Source organism: Alteromonas sp. AWM4_230, assembly GCF_056158305.1.
In genome coordinates this window covers 2928691-2947163 of record NZ_JBSWTB010000001.1, presented here as the reverse complement: position 1 = coordinate 2947163, position 18473 = coordinate 2928691, and the positions used below count along the sequence as shown (strand labels likewise).

At 44.4% G+C, this 18473-nt stretch carries 19 protein-coding genes; 6 read left to right on the top strand and 13 right to left on the bottom strand.

Going from position 1 to position 18473, the window contains the following annotated elements; genetic code table 11:
- The first annotated feature begins 268 nt into the window (after positions 1–268).
- Entirely contained in the window at positions 269–2488 is a 2220-nt protein-coding gene (locus ACXACS_RS12710) for an NADP-dependent isocitrate dehydrogenase (protein WP_474807057.1), read from the top strand.
- Positions 2489–2886: 398 nt separating this feature from the next.
- On the opposite strand, the gene cspD is transcribed toward ACXACS_RS12710, so the two are convergent.
- Entirely contained in the window at positions 2887–3105 is a 219-nt protein-coding gene (cspD, locus tag ACXACS_RS12705) for a cold shock domain-containing protein CspD (protein ID WP_014949330.1), read from the bottom strand.
- Positions 3106–3350: 245 nt separating this feature from the next.
- On the opposite strand from cspD, the gene clpS reads away from it, so the two are divergent.
- Both clpS and clpA read left to right on the top strand, forming a co-directional pair.
- Positions 3351–3671, top strand: coding sequence for an ATP-dependent Clp protease adapter ClpS (gene clpS, locus ACXACS_RS12700; protein ID WP_118495106.1), 321 nt, complete (start codon positions 3351–3353; stop codon positions 3669–3671).
- A gap of 24 nt (positions 3672–3695) precedes the next feature.
- Positions 3696–5972, top strand: a complete 2277-nt coding sequence (clpA, locus tag ACXACS_RS12695; RefSeq protein ID WP_474807054.1) for an ATP-dependent Clp protease ATP-binding subunit ClpA — start codon at positions 3696–3698, stop codon at positions 5970–5972.
- A gap of 163 nt (positions 5973–6135) precedes the next feature.
- Here clpA and infA read toward each other — a convergent pair whose 3' ends face one another.
- The 4 genes from infA to trxB form a co-directional block, all read right to left on the bottom strand.
- Positions 6136–6354 (bottom strand): translation initiation factor IF-1, encoded by a 219-nt coding sequence (gene infA / locus ACXACS_RS12690; RefSeq protein ID WP_008844395.1) that lies wholly within the window; start codon positions 6352–6354, stop codon positions 6136–6138.
- 75 nt (positions 6355–6429) lie between these two features.
- A complete protein-coding gene (locus ACXACS_RS12685; RefSeq protein ID WP_474807052.1) occupies positions 6430–7152 on the bottom strand; it encodes an arginyltransferase in 723 nt (240 codons plus the stop codon).
- Entirely contained in the window at positions 7149–7895 is a 747-nt protein-coding gene (aat, locus tag ACXACS_RS12680) for a leucyl/phenylalanyl-tRNA--protein transferase (RefSeq protein ID WP_474807050.1), read from the bottom strand. Before aat ends, ACXACS_RS12685 begins: the two co-directional genes overlap by 4 nt.
- A 51-nt stretch (positions 7896–7946) precedes the next feature.
- Positions 7947–8912 (bottom strand): thioredoxin-disulfide reductase, encoded by a 966-nt coding sequence (gene trxB, locus ACXACS_RS12675; RefSeq protein ID WP_118495102.1) that lies wholly within the window; start codon positions 8910–8912, stop codon positions 7947–7949.
- Between the two features lie 582 nt (positions 8913–9494).
- On the opposite strand from trxB, the gene yfbV reads away from it, so the two are divergent.
- Positions 9495–9944, top strand: coding sequence for a terminus macrodomain insulation protein YfbV (gene yfbV, locus ACXACS_RS12670; protein ID WP_269916513.1), 450 nt, complete (start codon positions 9495–9497; stop codon positions 9942–9944).
- A 160-nt stretch (positions 9945–10104) separates the two neighbouring features.
- Here yfbV and ACXACS_RS12665 read toward each other — a convergent pair whose 3' ends face one another.
- From ACXACS_RS12665 to ACXACS_RS12655, 3 genes are all read right to left on the bottom strand, one after another.
- Positions 10105–10557 carry a SprT family zinc-dependent metalloprotease gene (locus ACXACS_RS12665; protein ID WP_474809268.1) on the bottom strand — a complete coding sequence of 151 codons (453 nt, stop codon included), beginning with the start codon at positions 10555–10557 and terminating at the stop codon, positions 10105–10107.
- An 89-nt stretch (positions 10558–10646) separates the two neighbouring features.
- Positions 10647–12512: a signal peptide peptidase SppA gene (gene sppA, locus ACXACS_RS12660; RefSeq protein WP_474807047.1), complete on the bottom strand. Its 1866-nt coding sequence runs from the start codon at positions 12510–12512 to the stop codon at positions 10647–10649.
- A 195-nt stretch (positions 12513–12707) separates the two neighbouring features.
- Complete coding sequence (locus ACXACS_RS12655; RefSeq protein ID WP_474807046.1) at positions 12708–12893, bottom strand: hypothetical protein; 186 nt, start codon at positions 12891–12893, stop codon at positions 12708–12710.
- A gap of 44 nt (positions 12894–12937) precedes the next feature.
- On the opposite strand from ACXACS_RS12655, the gene ACXACS_RS12650 reads away from it, so the two are divergent.
- Both ACXACS_RS12650 and ACXACS_RS12645 read left to right on the top strand, forming a co-directional pair.
- Complete coding sequence (locus tag ACXACS_RS12650) at positions 12938–13549, top strand: HvfX family Cu-binding RiPP maturation protein (RefSeq protein ID WP_474807044.1); 612 nt, start codon at positions 12938–12940, stop codon at positions 13547–13549.
- 198 nt (positions 13550–13747) lie between these two features.
- Positions 13748–14299 (top strand): NAD(P)H nitroreductase, encoded by a 552-nt coding sequence (locus ACXACS_RS12645; protein ID WP_474807042.1) that lies wholly within the window; start codon positions 13748–13750, stop codon positions 14297–14299.
- A 143-nt stretch (positions 14300–14442) separates the two neighbouring features.
- Here ACXACS_RS12645 and ACXACS_RS12640 read toward each other — a convergent pair whose 3' ends face one another.
- From ACXACS_RS12640 to ybeD, 5 genes are all read right to left on the bottom strand, one after another.
- Positions 14443–15282 carry a DUF2797 domain-containing protein gene (locus ACXACS_RS12640; protein ID WP_474807040.1) on the bottom strand — a complete coding sequence of 280 codons (840 nt, stop codon included), beginning with the start codon at positions 15280–15282 and terminating at the stop codon, positions 14443–14445.
- An 89-nt stretch (positions 15283–15371) separates the two neighbouring features.
- Entirely contained in the window at positions 15372–16379 is a 1008-nt protein-coding gene (gene ansA / locus ACXACS_RS12635) for an asparaginase (protein WP_474807038.1), read from the bottom strand.
- A gap of 139 nt (positions 16380–16518) precedes the next feature.
- A complete protein-coding gene (lipA, locus tag ACXACS_RS12630; RefSeq protein ID WP_179983312.1) occupies positions 16519–17481 on the bottom strand; it encodes a lipoyl synthase in 963 nt (320 codons plus the stop codon).
- Entirely contained in the window at positions 17474–18145 is a 672-nt protein-coding gene (lipB, locus tag ACXACS_RS12625) for a lipoyl(octanoyl) transferase LipB (RefSeq protein ID WP_474807036.1), read from the bottom strand. The genes lipA and lipB overlap by 8 nt, the downstream gene beginning before the upstream one ends.
- Positions 18146–18409 (bottom strand): DUF493 family protein YbeD, encoded by a 264-nt coding sequence (gene ybeD, locus ACXACS_RS12620; protein WP_474807034.1) that lies wholly within the window; start codon positions 18407–18409, stop codon positions 18146–18148. It lies immediately after the preceding gene.
- Between the last annotated feature and the right edge of the window lie 64 nt (positions 18410–18473).

Here is an 18473-nt window from a genome sequence, read left to right as displayed (position 1 = left end):
AGCGGGCTTGCTTGTACATTAGACCTCGCCGCTTTACGTAACTATTAAGTTATGCGCATGGCAACGAGGGGCTTATTGCTAACATAGGGAATTGAATAATATGCAGGGAAGAAAACAGCAAGTGACCTAATGCTTAATAAAAGCAAAAGGTGGAAAACATCAAATACGTTTCGCAATGACTGTGGGCGTAACATGACACATGTTACGGGTTGTTGCGACCTAATGGACTAAAAACGACAGTACCCTGTCGAAAAAATTGAGGTATATAATGACCAAGTCTAAGATCATCTATACGAAGACTGATGAAGCGCCAATGCTGGCGACTTACTCACTTCTTCCAATCATCCAGAAGTTTGCCGCAGCTGCAGATATCGACGTTGAGCTAAGCGATATTTCATTGGCTGCGCGTGTTTTGGCAAATTTCCCTGAGTATCTTTCTGAAGAACAAAAAGTGCCAGACGCGTTAGCTGAACTGGGTGAGATGACCCAAGACCCGAATGCTAACATCATCAAGCTTCCAAACATCAGTGCCTCAATTCCTCAGCTTCGTGCAACGATCAAAGAATTAAATGATAAAGGCTTCAACGTACCAGCGTTCCCTGATTCACCTAAGAATGCTGAAGAGGAAGAAATTCGTGAGCGTTACGGTAAGGTACTAGGCAGTGCGGTTAACCCTGTATTGCGTGAAGGTAACTCTGACCGTCGTGCGCCTACTGCTGTTAAAAATTATGCGCGTAAGCACCCGCATTCAATGGGTGAATGGTCTCAAGCGTCTCGTTCACACGTAGCGCACATGCGCGGCGGTGACTTCTACTCTGGTGAGAAGTCAGTGACAGTAGAAAAAGATGGTCACGTTAGCATTGAATTTACTGGCAAAGATGGCAGCAAGAAAACTCTTAAGCCTCGCGTAGACTTGCTTGCTGGTGAAGTTATCGACGGCATGTTCATGAGCAAAAAGGCGCTTTGCGAGTTCTTCGAAGAGCAAATTGAAGATGCGAAGAACACTGGCGTTCTATTCTCACTACACGTAAAAGCGACCATGATGAAGGTGTCTCACCCAATCGTGTTTGGTCACTGTGTAAAAGTATTCTACAAAGATCTATTCAACAAATGGGGCGACCTGTTTGAAGAGCTTGGTGTTAACCCTAACAACGGTCTTGGTAGCGTTTACGACAAAATTGCGAGCCTACCTGAAAGCCAGCGCTCAGAAATTCAAAAAGACATCAATGCATGTTATGCAGACCGTCCGCCAATTGCGATGGTTAACTCTGACAAAGGTATTTCAAACCTACACGTACCAAGTGACGTAATTGTAGATGCGTCTATGCCTGCAATGATCCGTAACTCTGGTCAAATGTGGGGACCAGATGGAAAGGCGCACGATACTAAAGCGGTTATTCCTGAAAGTACTTACGCCACTATTTACCAAGAAGTTATCAACTTCTGTAAGACACATGGTGCATTCGATCCAACTACAATGGGTACCGTACCTAATGTTGGTCTAATGGCGCAAAAAGCAGAAGAATACGGTTCACACGATAAAACGTTTGAACTAGAGGCAGACGGTACTGTGTCAATTGTTGACCAGGACGGTAATGTACTTATTTCTCACGATGTTGAAGAAGGTGATATCTGGCGTATGTGTCAGGTGAAAGATGCACCTATTCAAGATTGGGTTAAGCTAGCGGTGACTCGTTCACGTCAATCTGGTATGCCTGCAGTATTCTGGCTTGATGACGAGCGTGCTCACGATGCGCAACTTATCAAGAAAGTTGAAAAGTACCTTCAAGACCACGATACAAACGGTTTAGACATTCAAATTATGTCTCCTGTACGCGCTATCCGCTACAGCATGGAACGTGCGCTTCGCGGTTTAGACACTATTTCAGTAACCGGTAACGTACTTCGTGACTACCTAACTGACTTATTCCCAATTCTAGAGTTGGGTACAAGCGCTAAGATGCTATCAATTGTTCCATTAATGGCTGGCGGCGGTCTTTATGAGACAGGTGCGGGTGGTAGTGCACCTAAGCACGTACAACAGTTTGTTGAAGAAGGTCACCTGCGTTGGGACTCACTAGGTGAATTCCTTGCATTAGCAGTATCGTTAGAAGATGTCGCGATCAAGCACAGCAATACAAAAGCAAAAGTTATTGCTACAGCGCTTGATAAAGCAACTGAGAAGCTGCTTAACAATGGTAAGTCGCCACTTCGTAAAGCAGGTCAGCTAGACAACCGCGGTAGCCATGTTTACCTAGGTCTATACTGGGCTGAGGAAGTAGCGAACCAAACTGAAGATGCAGACCTAGCAGCGCAGTTTAAGCCAGTGTATGAAGAGTTATCTGCAAAAATTGATGACATCTTGGCTGAGATTGATGCGACTCAAGGTAGCGCTCAAGAAATTGGTGGTTACTACTACCCAGACGAAGACAAGCTTTTCGCAACAATGTCTCCTAGCCAGACATTAAAAGCGATTCTTGGCGCATAATAGTAGTGTTTAGACGCGGCTGTATGATTGCATCCGCGTAAACGTATCTACAAATAATTAAAAAGCCCGCTTAAATATTTAAGCGGGCTTTTTTTATGCCGCTTACAAATTGGGGCTGGTATTAAAAGTACGCAACTAAAAAAACAACAGTCTTAGCAGCCTGTAACTATTAGCTCGCGCAAGCTAAAGAGAAATATCGTTTGTCTTAAAAATTTATAACAAGACAGAAAAGAGAGGTGAAGGCCCTAGGGGTAGGAGGTTTGAGAATACTGTATAAGAAGATTTAAAGACGACAGAGCACTTGACGCCAAATCGCGCCCATAACACTTATACATAGCAAAACTTAAAGCAAAAAAATCAAAAGCCCGACACGAGGGTCAGGCTTTTTAAATTCTTTTTTAACGCTCTGGTTCTTCTTTGAAGCCAATGTTCTCAGCGTGAAGACCTTTAGGGCCCTGCTGAACTTCGAACGTTACTTCCTGACCTGCTTTTAGCGAACGATAGCCTTCCATTTGAATCGTAGAGTAATGTGCGAAAATATCTTCACCACCATCCTCAGGCACGATAAATCCAAAACCCTTTGCGTTGTTAAACCATTTAACTTTGCCAACCGCCATACTTCGACTTCCTCTTAATCCTTGAACTCACGAGTATATGTCCCCATTATAGATCCGGAGACACGGTGGAAAGAGTATTCACTATAGAAACTATAAAGTGACTGCTTTAGAGTGACAAACGTGCAATACTCAAAACCACTATACAAAATGTAGATTTTTTAACCATATTATGTCAAGGGCAAATGTGAATAAATTTAGACAAAAGTTTGTACACATATGTGCCGGTATACCACTATTATTAAGTTATGAGTAAAGACAACGCTATTAGTATCGAAAAGGAAAAACAAAAAGACGCGCAGCGACAAAAGCCGCAGCCGCCTCCCATGTATAAAGTGTTGTTGAACAATGACGACTATACACCGATGGATTTTGTCATTGAGGTACTCAAAAAGTTTTTCAATATGGACGATGAGAAAGCCAACCAACTTATGCTGACCGTTCATTATCAAGGAAAAGCCGTGTGTGGCATTTTTACTGCTGAGATAGCAGAGACAAAAGTGATGCAGGTTAATCAGTACGCACGCAAACATCAGCATCCGTTGATGTGCACGATGGAGCAAGCATAAGGTTTTTTGTAGAGGGCGAGCAATATGTTAAATAAAGAATTAGAACAAACGTTAAACGACGCGTTTGTATTTGCCAGAGAGCACCGTCACGAGTTTATGACGGTAGAGCACTTGTTGTTGGCATTGCTTGATAACTCAGCTGCTCGCGATGCGCTCAAAGCGTGTGGTGCCGATATTGAGGCAATCAAAAGCGAACTGTTATCGTTCGTTAAAGACACCACGCCACTCATCTTAGATGACCAATTAAACGAACGAGAAACGCAGCCAACGCTGGGCTTCCAACGCGTATTACAGCGCGCGGTATTTCACGTGCAGTCGTCGGGCAAAGACGAAGTAACCGGCGCCAACGTGCTAGTGGCTATTTTTAGCGAACAAGAATCGCAGGCGGTATACATCCTCAAGAAAGCTGATGTAACTCGTCTAGATGTTGTGAACTTCATCAGTCACGGCGTTAGTAAAGCTGATGACGATGAGCCCGTTAATCCTGAAGCTTCTGAAGAAGGTGAGTCGGGTGAAGAGGGCGGTTCTGCATTAAGCAAATACGCCACTGATCTAAACCGCCACGCTAAAGACGGTAAAATTGACCCGCTCATTGGTCGCGATTCAGAAGTAGAACGCACAATTCAAATTCTATGTCGTCGACGTAAAAATAATCCATTGCTTGTGGGTGAAGCTGGTGTAGGTAAAACTGCAATTGCCGAAGGTCTAGCTTATAGGATTGTAAACGATGACGTGCCTGAAGTTATCGCAGAGAGCACAGTGTATTCACTTGATTTGGGCGGGCTGTTAGCTGGCACCAAATATCGTGGTGACTTTGAAAAACGCTTAAAAGCGATTTTGAAAGAGCTTGGTAAAGACAAACACGCAATTCTCTTCATTGATGAAATTCATACCATCATTGGTGCTGGAGCGGCGTCAGGCGGGGTAATGGATGCGTCTAACTTGCTTAAGCCTAAGTTATCTAGCGGTGAACTTCGCTGCATTGGTTCGACTACCTATCAAGAGTACCAGGGTATCTTTGAGAAAGATCGCGCCCTTGCTCGTCGCTTCCAAAAAGTAGATGTGACTGAGCCAAGTGTGAGCGATACGACTAAGATATTGCTTGGACTTAAGAGCCGTTATGAAGAGCACCACAATGTGCGCTTTACACAAAAGGCGATTCAGGCGGCCGCTGAACTGTCAGCCAAATACATCAATGAGCGTCATCTTCCAGATAAAGCTATTGATGTTATGGATGAAGCCGGCGCGAGCCAGCGTCTATTGCCACCGTCAAAACGCAAGAAGACAATCAATGTAGGCGATATTGAGCAAATTATTGCAAAAATGGCGCGTATCCCTGAGAAATCTGTATCGGCTTCTGACAAAGAGGTTCTCAAGAACCTAGGCCGCAACCTTAAGATGGTTGTGTTCGGTCAGGATAAAGCCATAGAGACGCTAAATGACGCTATTTTGTTATCGCGCTCAGGTTTAGGCAATGAAGCAAAACCTATTGGTAGTTTCCTGTTCGCTGGCCCTACCGGGGTGGGTAAGACAGAGGTAACACAACAACTGGCGAAAACCATGGGCGTTGAGCTAGTGCGTTTTGATATGTCTGAGTACATGGAACGCCACGCAGTTAGCCGTCTTATTGGTGCTCCTCCAGGCTACGTAGGTTTTGATCAAGGTGGTTTGTTAACAGACGCGGTAATAAAGAATCCGTACTCTGTTGTGCTTTTAGATGAGATTGAGAAAGCGCATAGCGATATATACAACATCCTTCTTCAAGTCATGGATCACGGTACGCTGACCGATAACAACGGCCGTAAAGTAGACTTCAGAAATGTTGTGTTGGTTATGACTACCAACGCAGGTGTGCAGGAAACGGTGCGTAAGTCTATTGGCTTTAAACAGCAAGACCACAGCCACGATGCAATGTCTGAAATCAACAAGGTGTTTACCCCTGAGTTTAGAAACCGTCTTGATGGTATTATTTGGTTTAATCACCTTGACCCAGAGATCATCCTACAAGTGGTCGATAAGTTCATTATCGAGCTTCAGGCACAGCTTGACGTTAAAGGTGTGTCGCTAGAGGTAACCAGTGCTGCACGTGCTTACATGGCCGAGAAGGGCTATGACAAAGCGATGGGCGCACGTCCTATGGCTCGGGTTATTAAAGACGACCTTAAGAAAGAGCTGGCGAATGAATTATTGTTCGGCGAGCTATCTAAAGGCGGAAATGTGAAAGTAGATTGTGTTGATGACAAGCTTACCTTCGAATACTCAGGCGTTGATGCTAAGTCTGAGGAAGCAGAACCAAGCTAGAACAGCACGTTAATGCTGAACAGTGACCGAACGTAGCGTTAGGCAATACAACTGGGGTTGTTTATCTTAGCGCTACAGTTTCTTTTTGTCGCTGTAACCACTAGATACGAAAAAGCCCGATATTCATCGGGCTTTTTTTATGCGTTACCGCTTAAATGGCTCATTATCTTGCGCGATAAATGATACGACCTTTGGTCAAATCATAAGGAGTCATCTCAACAGTGACCTTATCGCCAGTAAGAATACGGATATAGTTCTTACGCATTTTACCAGAGATGTGTGCAGTCACTACGTGACCGTTTTCTAGTTCAACGCGGAACATAGTGTTAGGTAGTGTGTCCAACACAGTACCTTCCATTTCAATACAATCTTCTTTTGCCATGTAAAGCAGTTACCTCAGTAATTCAAAATTTTTGCCGCGCAGACCTTACCCAATCTTGGGTTCGGTGTAAAGCAATTAAGTGTCTATTTTACTATTTTTGCTAAATAGATGCCATTCATTGTCACTAAACTGCTCAAATGGCAAAAACTTATGTTTGTAAGACATTTTTTTACAGCCATCTACGTAGTACCCCAGATAGACGTATCGATGGCCTAAAACCTTCGCTTGCTCAATCTGCATCAATATCATCCAGGTACCCAAAGAGGCTGAACTATAGTCTGGGTCAAAAAACGTGTAAAGCGCAGACAGCGCCCCCATGTGTTCGTTGGCATCGACGATATCAGTGACGGCTACAGCAATAAGCTTATCGCCATCATAGGCCTCTAAATAATGAGTTGTCATCCACTCACACAGTACGAAATTATCAAACTGTGTTTTAGATGGCGGATACATACTGCCGTCTGCATGGCGCTCTGTAATGTAGCGCTCATATAGGGGGTAGTAAGTCGATTTGGTTTTATCGACAAGCTTAACACTAAACCCTTTATTATTTTTAAGCAGTCGCTTCTGACTACGAGAAGGCGCGAAATCGCGGACCGGTATTCGCACAGATTTACACGCTTGGCAGGCAGGGCAGTGGGGGCGATAAATTTGCTCGCCGCTTCGACGAAAGCCCGCTTGTATCAGTTGTGAATAACGCCACGCCTGAAAATCATTATTTTCGGCGTACACTAACAACTGCTCTTGCTCATCAGGCAAATAGCTACATGAAAATGATTGCGTTATACCAAACTTCACGGAGTAATCACTCTTGGCTTCCAACGATTAAGGTAGTCTTCAGACAGCCTACCGTCTTCAGTTAAAGTGTGGTTGTTTTTTTCCAGTTTTTCAATAAAGTTGTCGCGAGGCAACACGGTAGCGCCCAGCGATGACAAATGATCAGTGGGGAGCTGGCAATCGATAAACGCCATGTTTTGCGATTTCATATGTTCGACCAAGGACAACATCGCAAGCTTAGATGTGTTGCTTTCAATGTGGAACATAGACTCGCCGCAATAAACTTTCCCAATTCCCACGCCATACAGCCCACCAACTAGCGAATCTCCATTCCATACTTCTACCGAGTGCGCTAAACCCAAACCATTCAGCTGCCGATAGGCGCCAATCATGTCGTCGGTAATCCAGGTTTCGCTGTTCAATTCACCCGTATTAGGGTTCTTACGAGGTGTTGATGAACACGCTTCTATCACACGGTCGAACGCATGATTCAAGGTTACTTGATACTTTTTCTTACGAGCGAGTTTCTTAAGGCTTTTCGAAGCAACAAAATTATCGAGTTCGATAATGGCTCTTGGGTCAGGTGACCACCACAACAAAGGTTCGTCGTCGCTAAACCAGGGGAAAATTCCTTGCGAATAAGCTGAAAATAAACGGGCTGGGCTGAGATCGCCACCAAACGCTAACAGGCCGTTGGGGTCTTCCAATGCGGTATCGACAGAAGGGAAGGGAGCGCCTTCTTCTATGTAGTGTAACGCTATCATAATTCAGCCAGAAAAAAGCCCCACAGGAATGTAGGGCTTAGGTATAGAGTATTAACCTTGCTCAGGCATGGTACCGTCTAGGTACTTTTCGGCGTCTAACGCAGCCATACAGCCAGTTCCGGCTGATGTAATAGCTTGACGATAAATGTGGTCGCTCACGTCACCCGCGGCAAATACACCTTCAACGCTAGTTTGAGTTGCGTTTCCGTTAGTTCCACTATTCACTACGATATAGCCATCTTTCATTTCTAGTTGGCCATCGAAGATATCAGTGTTTGGCTTGTGGCCGATAGCCACGAAAAGACCCATAACATCAATCTCTTCTGTCGCCTCACTGTTGGTATCTTTGATACGAACTTTGGTTACGCCCATCTCATCACCAAGCACTTCATCAAGGGTACGATTTAGGTGAAGGACCACGTTGCCATTCTCAGCTTTTTCGCGAAGACGCTTCTCTAGAATTTTTTCGCTTCTAAAGCTGTCTCTTCTATGGATAACGTGTACTTCTGAAGCAATGTTCGAAAGGTATAGTGCTTCTTCAACAGCCGTGTTACCACCACCGATAACCGCTACTTTTTGGTTGCGGTAGAAGAAACCGTCACAGGTTGCACAGGCAGATACACCTTTGCCCATAAAGGCTTGCTCTGACTCTAGGCCTAGGTATTTAGCAGAGGCACCTGTAGCGATAATTAATGCGTCACAGGTATACGTACCGCTGTCACCGTAAAGAGTGAAAGGGCGCTTTGAAAAGTCAGTTTTGTTGATATGATCGAAAATAATTTCGGTATCGAACTTTTCTGCATGCTTCTGCATACGAACCATGAGGTCAGGACCTGTAAGTCCTTCTGGATCGCCCGGCCAGTTTTCTACTTCAGTGGTGGTAGTAAGCTGTCCGCCTTGTTGAATACCAGTTAACAATACAGGTTCAAGGTTTGCACGTGCAGCGTAAACCGCCGCTGAATAACCCGCAGGGCCTGAACCTAAGATAAGTAGACGGACGTGTCTGCTTTCTGCCATTTTCCTCTCCAAATAATTCACCCGTTATGGGTTACTTATAAAATTCTCTTAGAAAGCTAGGTAGGGGCGAAAATTCGTAAATCAAGCTCAATACCCAGTTACTTTTTTTATAGTAATCTGCCAGCGCATTATCTGCAGGTCTTCAGTTAGTTGTGTTAACAAAAGTAACAACTAAGCCATACAAGACTATGTTCAGGCTAAAGCGCTATATGATGCCTTCAAGTGCTAAAAATGTCACTTAAAGATAGGCTCAATTTATACCTTTTAATTATTACGATGCTTTTAACTTTGTAGTACCTTTAGAGCATAATCACTGAAATCAATGTGCCGAACGCATCTAAAAAGTAAGCCAGAGCGTAAATAGTCATAGTGGGTTCGCTGAAGCGCTTTACAGCGCCTTAGATAAAACTTAATTACCCAAATCGTTATCTTATTTGATAAAATGTTTTGTTTCGCAGATACCTTGTAGAAGGTGCTGCGTTTAGCGCAAAAAAAACGAGTAAAAATCACGCAACTAAATTGTAATAGATAAAAAGCAGTTTACAATTTAACTATACCTATCTGAGAACGAAGAGGTGAACCATGTCTCAATCAGTAATGACAATGTTGAAAAACGGTCAGCAGTACATGAAGACATGGCCAGTGAGAAAAGAACTTTATGCTTTTTTCCCAGAATGCAGAGTAGTCGCAGCCACCAAGTTTGCTATTAAAACTATGCCGCCGGTTGCTATGGTGTCGTGTGCGCTTTTGTACCAGAACTTAGGCACAGACTATCTTCCTCAAACTATTACAATAGGTGCTTTTTTTCTAAGCTTACCTATGCAGGGCTTACTATGGTTGGGGCATCGCTCAGATCAGTATCTTCCACCACAACTAAAAAGCTGGTATCAGGAAATTCATTCTAAAATGCGCACGCAGGGAGTGAATATCAGTAATGCTAAGTCTAAGCCTAAGTATAAGGAGCTGGCTCAGCTACTTAAAACGGCCTTTAACGATCTCGATAACGCATTTACCAAACACTGGTTTAATTAAAAGCCATCTGTTGCTTCCAAACTCTCGTAGCCTACTATTAGTAGTCTAGCTACTAGGCAAACTCTCGCCCGAGAAATGAAGTGTTTAGGCGGCTCGTAGCTGTTTAGGCCGCTCGTAGCTGCTTATACGGCTCGTAGCTTTTTATAGGGCTCGTAGCTTTTTATACGGCTCGCAGCAAAGCCTGACACTTCCGACATTTGTACTGTCCGCCTTTCAAAATACTATTGTGTCTGCGCGTGGATAGTGCAAAGGTGTCGCAGTCGCAAACGTACTGGAAGGTTTTCGTCACTCGTTTTACATCGAATTGATGTGTAGCGGCTGGTGTACGATTAAAAACACCATGCATAACCGATTGCCATTCTTTGCCGTGGGGCTGAACCTTTCCAAACAACGTCCATACCAGTAAATGGCTAACTTCATGAGGTATCACGTCATTTATAAAGGCGTCGACATTTTCTTTGAAGAGAATAGGGTGAAAGTTCAGACGATTTTGCTGTAAAAACGCCGTTCCCGCATTCCTACCTGAGCGTCTAAACGTAACAGTAGGGCGTTCAAACTTTCGGTTAAAGTAGCGCTCTGCTTGCTCAAAACAATAAAAAACAGCGTCGGTAATAACGCGACGCTGTTCGTGGTTTAGATCATTTGAAGCGATGTTTCTGCCTCACTCTATATCTTTTCGTATTCAACTGTATTTAACGTTAACTACTCGACATCACAAGGTAAACAAAGCACATAGGTTCCTTTAGGGTCGTTTAGCTTATTAATTAAACTAAACTCTTTAAGTACGCGCTTGAACTCGTTAACGAGTGACGAGTCGGCGTGGGCAAACTGCCACTTTCCTACAAACGTCATGGCTTGACCGAAAAATTCTTTCCAGAAAATCTCCTGTGCGGTTAACGTGCGCTGTACATAGAAGGTGTCATAGTTCTCAAGTTCTGCAATCTCTGCGGCGGCAGCGACAGCGTCGTCAAGTGTTCCTAACTGGTCAACTAATCCTAGCTCAATTGCATCTTCACCAATCCAAACGCGACCTTGTGCAACGCTATCCACTTCCTCAACTGACATACCACGAGCGTTAGACACTAGCGATAAGAAGTTACCATAAGTATTTTCAACGTTACGCTGAAGAATTTGACCAAACTCTGGTGCAAGAGGGCGCACAGTAGAAAAACCAGCAAGTTCTGTTGAGCCTACACCGTCATTGTGAATGCCCAAATAATCTAGAGAGTTTTCGTATGTCATGAACATACCGAACACCCCGATAGAGCCTGTGATAGTGCTTGGGCTCGCGATAATTTTGTCGGTACTTGCCGCTATCCAATAGCCACCAGATGCTGCGTAAGTGCTCATAGACGCAATAACAGGCTTACCTGCTTGTTGAAGCTGTAGTACTTCTTGGCGAATGATTTCAGAGGCAAACGCACTGCCACCGGGTGAGTCTATTTGAAGGACAACGGCTTTAACGTTGTCATCTAAACGCGCTTTTCTCAACAGGCGAGCGGTACTGTCTCCGCCTATAGAGCCAGCTTTTTGATCACCATCTAAAATAGTGCCTTTAGCAACGACGATAGCCACTTTATCCATGTCTGACTCAATGACAGGCATAGGTGGGTTAACGACTTTGAGGTAAGAGTTAAATGTAGTGAGGTTTACACCGTGTTTGTTATCACCTTCTCCCACTAATTCGGTTAACTCTACTCTCACTTCTTCGCGAGTTTTCAACGCATCAACCCAGTCGTTTTCAAGCGCGTACTGGGCGAAGTCACCACCGGCCGCTTCAAATTTTGCTAATAGGCCTTGAAGTGTTTCATCGAAATTAGCTTCATCAATACCGCGAGCAGCCGCAACGTCAGCTTTATATTGTGCCCAATAGCCGTCTAACCATTGCTTCTCTGCTTCTTTAGCTTCCTCAGACATATCATTTCGCATGATAGGCTCGACGGCAGATTTATACGTACCCACACGGAAGATATGGGTTGTTACTTTTAGCTTCTCAAGCATGTCTTTAAAGTACATGCCGTAGCGCCCGTAACCTTCAAACATTAATCCGCCCATTGGGTTTAGGTAGATGTTGTCTGCGTGTGCTGCCAAGTAGTATTGGTCTTGCGAAAAGTAATCGCCAATGGCGTAAACGGGTTTTCCTGATTCTTTAAATGCATCGATAGCGTTCGCGACAGTGCGCAATTTATCTAAACCGCCACCAGTTAACCCATGAAGGTCAAGCACTAGGGCTTTTATGCGTCGGTCTTTCTTGGCATTCTCTAAAACCTTCATAACATCGCGAACGAGTACTTCAGGGTTTTCGGGCTCGCTACCAAGCGATTCTTGCAAAAACTGTTCAAATGGGTCGATACTTTCCTTTTCAATAACGAGCTTACCGTTCAAGGTAAGAAACAACGCGCTATCTTTATTTACTGATAACGGCTCATCGCCCTGACCGGCAATGGCGATGATCAACCCAACAAAAATAACAATGAATATCACATTAAAGAAAAGTTTGCGGGTGAAGTTAAGCACCGTCCACAAGCCAATAAATAAGGATTTAGTCCAATTTCCTTTGGCTGCCATTTTTATCACTACCTTTTTTGAATTAACTAATCAGAGCAAGATGAAACAGGTGTATCAAGCCCAATGTACTGCATCCTATTATGTTACCTAAATCGGGTAAGATCGCGAACTTAATTGTAATTTTTTGTAAGCATTCTCGGTTTGTGTGCCGGTATCGAAGAAATTTAAATTAAAAACAGCGTTGGTTAGTGTAGGTCACAGGTTTGTTTCATCCTGCGCTAGCCATTTACTAATTAACTTAGCTATGCGCGCATGATCTTCTTCGCTCATCAGCATGAGAAGCTTGCCATTACGTGCTTTGTAGTTTGTTTTTTCTTGGCCTTTTCGCATTATTCGAGAGAAAGGAGATGGCTTATTTTTGTGAGGTGAAATTTTTTTCATAAAGCGCCGTTCTTATTTTCTAAGCACACCGAATAGGTAAAACAATGACACACCTCTATCAACAATTTGTTACACGGCTTCAATTAGCCGCCGGCATCCCATTACTTTTATTACGCTTATATTTAGCGCCTGTGATGATACAGGCTGGGTGGAATAAAGCATCTAGTTTCGACAGTATAGTCGACTGGTTTGGAAACGACGATTACGGCCTTGGTTTACCTATACCTTTAGTGATGGCATTTCTTGCCACTGCCGCTGAGCTAGTAGGTGGCATTTTGTTGTTGTTTGGTGCGTTAACACGGTTGGTCAGTATACCCCTTATGATAACTATGGTCGTCGCCATGGTAAGCGTGCATGCTGAAAATGGATGGCTAGCTATAGCGGACGCTTCGTCTTGGTTAGCCGACGGTACTATTTTATTAAATGAGAGCATTATGGCTGCACCGGAAAAGTTGTCGGCTGCTAAGTCGCTGTTACAAGAGCACGGTCACTATGACTGGCTAACCTCAAGCGGCAACTTTGTTGTACTTAATAACGGTATCGAGTTCGCGGCGACCTATTTTGTTATGTTGTTAGTCTTGTTCATTTATGGAGGCGGTCGTTTTTTCAGTGTGGATTACTATTTAGGAAAAATATTTAGTCGCAAAATGGATTAGCTTAACGGCTATTTACCCTCAAGACATTCACATTAAAAGGCCGGAATTTTCTGGTCTTTTTTGTTTATCAGCCGTAGGATCTACCACATACTACAGGTATGCTTTTTTAACCCAGCCATACCATTTTAATTACGCGCTAGCATGTGGGCCAACAACCATATGAGCCAACAACCATATGAGTGAAAAGTAGGGACGTAAATGGACGCATTAACATTATTACTTAATAGAAGTTCTCAGCCTCGATTAGAAGCACCAGCGCCAAGTGGTGATGCCTTGGAAAATATTATGCAGGCAGCCCTTCGAGCGCCAGATCACGCGTGCTTAACGCCGTGGCGTTTCATTGTATGTACAGGAAAGGGCCTAGACAAACTGGGTGCGCTTTACGAGCAATCGGCGATAGAAAATGAGAAGTCACAGAAGGAAATTGAGCGTGCAGTTCAACTCCCTAAACGCGCGCCTATGATAATTGTTGCTATTGCAAAACACAAAGAACACGAAAAAGTCCCCCGCGTTGAACAAATTGCCTCTGCGAGTTGTGGTGTTATGGCCATGCAAATGGCAGCAGTCGCACAGGGATTCAATGGAATGTGGCGCACCGGCAGCTATGCACACTGTGAAACAGTAAGAAACGGTTTAGGTTTAAGTGAAGACGATGAACTCGTTGGATTTTTATACTTAGGCACGCCGGTGTTTGAACCCGCACCTAAGCCGCAAAGAAATAGTGATGACTACTTTGAATATTGGCAGTAAGTGTTAATTTCCTCGCTAAATCATCACAGTGACCAACATTCATAGCGAGCTTTTTTAGCTACAGGTCTGTTGTTGCTAATCCCCAACAACAGACCTAACACCAGACCCTAACACCAGATCTAACAACAGACCTGGCAGACGTTTTAAAACGATAGATCTACGTTGTAGCCAGCGAACTTTCTTATATTGATAACGCGGTCACCGTCTAGCATCCAATACTGACCTTTAACCCCCTGCAACACGCCGCTAAACGACGGGTCCTTATCAAGATTCAAAGATTTTATCTTAACTGGGTATTCTTCTACAGGGTAGTGAATGTCGTGTATCGGCGTAGACAATTCTGAAACGGCCTGAAGCCCTTTCTCTTGTTTTAACGCCTCTAAATCATTTTCAATTTTGCTCATCAGCTCTGATTTAACCTGCTCTAAGTCGACCTCATCGGGCTTTCCTTTAAGCATTGTGCGCCAATTGGTCTTGTCGGCAATATGGTCTTTGCATAAGGTTTCAACTAACCCGCTTGTCAGCCTGTCAGGCACGCGCAACATAACCGTAGCCTGGGTTGCACCTTGGTCCATCCAGCGTGTAGATACGCCATCTGTGACTTGACGGGTAATACCTACTTTTACGGTGCCAGTATTTGCTAAATAAACAAAGTGTTCGCTAAAGCAATGTTCTTCGCCCCATTGAGGCTCTCTACACGTACCTTCGTGGTAGTGGCACTTTTCTGGTTTAATAATACAACTGTCGCATTGAGCAAGTGAAATTAGGCAGGGGTAGCAATACCCCTGGTTAAAACTCTTCTTAGTTTTGCGGTTACAATGAACACAATTAATCTCACCCGAAAAAGTAACGGACACCTCTTTTCCGATAAGCTCGTTGATATCTAGCAATGCATCGCCAATAGGCAGTGTATAGTTAACTTTGTTGTTTTCATCAGCAGAGGTACGCATCTTTTTCAGCATACCCGAATAGTTTGTTGTCACTTTTTAAACCTTTAATCTTTGAAATCTTTCTTACTTGGCACTATTGCTACGTTTAAATAAAACCTTAAACATTAACCTTTCATACAAGCTTAGTCGCTTAATTCACCACGCAGATTTTGCGTTAGCAACTTGCACACTTCTTCAAAAGGAAGCCCTTTACTTAATAAATAGTGCAGTTTGGCAAGAGCGGCCTCAGGGGTCATATCGCTACCTGACAAGACGCCAACTTCCTGCAAACCGTGTCCCGTAGCATAACCCCCCATATTCACGCGACCACGCATACATTGGGTGCAATTTAAAACCGGTATTTCACGGGATTTAGCGTATTTAAGCTGCGCAATAAGCTCTGGGTTCTGGGGGGCATTCCCCACGCCGTAGCTAAGTAAGATCAGCGCATTTACAGGCTGCTGCAGGGTGTTTTTAATTACCTCTGGTGCAATGCCCGGGTATAAACTCACCATGCCGATAGGCTGTGCCGACACATTAGATACGGTTAAGTTGTTTGTGGGCGCTTTTGCGAGTTCTCCCGCTTTAACGCGGATATTAATGCCAGCCTCTAATAGAGGAGGGAAGTTAGGCGAGTCGAATGCGCTAAATCCATCTGCATCCACTTTACGGCTTCGGTTACCACGTAAAAGTCGGTTATTAAAGAAAAGTCCGACCTCAGCGATAGGGAAGTTCGCGGCTACAAATAACGCATTGAGTAAGTTAACTTGGCCGTCAGAACGAAGCTCAGCTAAAGGGATTTGTGACCCAGTTACTATTACTGGCTTAGACAAGTCCTCTAGCATGAAACTTAGCGCTGAGGCGGTGTAAGCCATTGTGTCAGTGCCATGCAATATAATGAAGCCGTCGTACTTGTCGTAGTTATCGGCGATATCATCGGCAATACGCTGCCAATCCGTAGGATCCATATCTGAAGAATCAATGAGGTTATCGTATTCATGGAGCGTAAAAAGGGGCATCTCCGAACGATGAAACTCTGGCATATTTTTAAGCGTGTCTGACAGGAAGCCGGCGGCTGGAACGTAGCCCTGTTTAGATGGCTTCATACCAATTGTTCCGCCTGTATAGGCGATATAAATATGTTTGCGCATGAAAATGCTCTTACCCTTCAAAGCCCTTAAAGAAAGGGCGTGCGTATTTTGAGGGCATTCTAACAAGACCTGCGGGTTTGTCACCCAGAAATAGGGGCATAAAAAAAGCGGTGAAGAACACCGCTTTATGTCGCATTTTTTATTTAACTTCCTTGCCCGCTGCCTGTTGGTCGGCGTGGTAGCTAGAGCGAACCATAGGGCCGCATGCTGCGTGGGTGAAGCCAATCTCTTTAGCATAGTCACCTAGAGCATCGAACTCTTTCGGGTGAACATAACGTTTAACCGGGTAGTGGTGTCGGCTTGGCTGAAGGTATTGACCTAAAGTTAGCATATCAACGTCGTGAGCACGCAAGTCATCAAGTACGCCTTGAATCTCTTCGTTTTCTTCACCCATTCCCATCATAAGGCCTGACTTCGTCATAACATCTGGGTGCTGTGCTTTAAACTTTTTAAGTAAGTCCAGTGACCACTGATAGTTTGCCCCTGGACGACACTCTCGGTATAAGCGCGGAATGGTTTCAAGGTTGTGGTTAAATACGTCGGGTACGCCGTTTTTGAAAATCTCAAGCGCACGGTCCATGCGACCACGGAAATCAGGGACTAACACTTCAATGGTTGTCGATGGGCTGTGTTCGCGAATTGCGTTAATGCAGTCAACGAAATGTTGAGCGCCACCGTCGCGAAGGTCATCGCGGTCAACAGAAGTGATCACCACATAACGCAGGTTCATTTCGGCGATGGTTTTGGCGAGTTTTTCAGGCTCTTCTGCACTAGGCGGAAGCGGCTTACCATGGGCTACATCGCAGAAAGGGCATCGACGGGTACAAATGTCACCTAAAATCATGAAGGTGGCGGTACCGTGATTAAAACACTCCGCTAGGTTAGGGCAGCTTGCTTCTTCACACACAGAATGAAGATTGTTTTTGCGCAGCGTTTTTTTGATGTGGTCAATTTTCTCGGTAGTGCGAGGAAGTTTGATTTTGATCCACTCAGGCTTGCGCAGCATTTCTTCCTTTTCTGTAGGAATAATGGTGACGGGTATGTGTTTTACTTTTTCATCATCGCGAAGTTTTACCCCCGCTTGAGGTCGTGCGTTACTCATCAAAACCTTCTTTATATGTTGGCTGTGCAAGGGAAAGCGCTTCTAGCAACAGGTGCGTTAATTCCTCACCAGCGGTTTCAAGTGTCGTTGGACCATTAAGGCGCGCGGTATCGATCATTTCCATACCGGCGTAACCACATGGGTTGATACGCTGAAACGGTGATAGGTCCATATTAACATTTAAAGCCAAACCGTGAAACGAGCAGCCATTACGTATTCTTAAACCAAGCGAACAGACTTTCTTCTCGTCGACGTATACCCCAGGCGCGTCGGGCTTTGGATAGGCCTTGACGTCATACTTGGCAAGTAGTCCGACCACTGCTTCTTCCATTGCAGTGACTAAATGACGTACGCCCAGCTTGCGGCGCTTTATGTTAAGCATCAAATAAATGACTTGCTGACCTGGGCCATGGTAGGTAACTTGACCGCCACGGTCTACCTGAACCACGGGTATATCGCCAGGCATCAATATGTGCTCAGCCTTACCCGCCTGGCCTTGAGTAAATACCGCATCGTGTTCCACAAGCCATATTTCATCTGGCGTATTCTGGTCGCGTTCATCAGTAAAGCGTTTCATCGCTTCAAAGATTGGCGCATAAGGCTGACGACCTAGTTGACGTACAATAACGCCATCTACGGTAGCCGATGTCGACTGCTCATTCACTTAAAGTACAACCCTTACAAGCTCTAATTTAGCTAACTCAGTGTAAATGGTTTCCATATGCTCTTTGCTGGTTACACGCACACTGATAGACACCGAGTGGTAAGTACCTTTACTGCTTGGTTTCACCGTAGGTGAATAGTCGCCAGGTGCATGCTGTTGAAGACATCCTACTACCTGTTCTGGTAGGTCTTCGTGGGCAACGCCCATTACTTTAAAGGTTTGGTTTGTTGGAAAATCTAGTAGTTCGTCGAAACGGGTATCCATGCGATATCCTTGGTACTTAAAATATCATATAAAAAAACGGCCAGATTGTAACAAATCTGGCCGC

Bases quoted from the DNA above. Each gene is read 5' to 3' on its own strand.
- ACXACS_RS12710 (WP_474807057.1), top strand. From the start codon at position 269: ATGACCAAGTCTAAGATCATCTATACGAAGACTGATGAAGCGCCAATG.
- cspD (WP_014949330.1), bottom strand. From the start codon at position 3,105: ATGGCGGTTGGCAAAGTTAAATGGTTTAACAACGCAAAGGGTTTTGGA.
- clpS (WP_118495106.1), top strand. From the start codon at position 3,351: ATGAGTAAAGACAACGCTATTAGTATCGAAAAGGAAAAACAAAAAGAC.
- clpA (WP_474807054.1), top strand. From the start codon at position 3,696: ATGTTAAATAAAGAATTAGAACAAACGTTAAACGACGCGTTTGTATTT.
- infA (WP_008844395.1), bottom strand. From the start codon at position 6,354: ATGGCAAAAGAAGATTGTATTGAAATGGAAGGTACTGTGTTGGACACA.
- aat (WP_474807050.1), bottom strand. From the start codon at position 7,895: ATGATAGCGTTACACTACATAGAAGAAGGCGCTCCCTTCCCTTCTGTC.
- trxB (WP_118495102.1), bottom strand. From the start codon at position 8,912: ATGGCAGAAAGCAGACACGTCCGTCTACTTATCTTAGGTTCAGGCCCT.
- yfbV (WP_269916513.1), top strand. From the start codon at position 9,495: ATGTCTCAATCAGTAATGACAATGTTGAAAAACGGTCAGCAGTACATG.
- sppA (WP_474807047.1), bottom strand. From the start codon at position 12,512: ATGGCAGCCAAAGGAAATTGGACTAAATCCTTATTTATTGGCTTGTGG.
- ACXACS_RS12655 (WP_474807046.1), bottom strand. From the start codon at position 12,893: ATGAAAAAAATTTCACCTCACAAAAATAAGCCATCTCCTTTCTCTCGA.
- ACXACS_RS12650 (WP_474807044.1), top strand. From the start codon at position 12,938: ATGACACACCTCTATCAACAATTTGTTACACGGCTTCAATTAGCCGCC.
- ACXACS_RS12645 (WP_474807042.1), top strand. From the start codon at position 13,748: ATGGACGCATTAACATTATTACTTAATAGAAGTTCTCAGCCTCGATTA.
- ansA (WP_474807038.1), bottom strand. From the start codon at position 16,379: ATGCGCAAACATATTTATATCGCCTATACAGGCGGAACAATTGGTATG.
- lipA (WP_179983312.1), bottom strand. From the start codon at position 17,481: ATGAGTAACGCACGACCTCAAGCGGGGGTAAAACTTCGCGATGATGAA.
- ybeD (WP_474807034.1), bottom strand. From the start codon at position 18,409: ATGGATACCCGTTTCGACGAACTACTAGATTTTCCAACAAACCAAACC.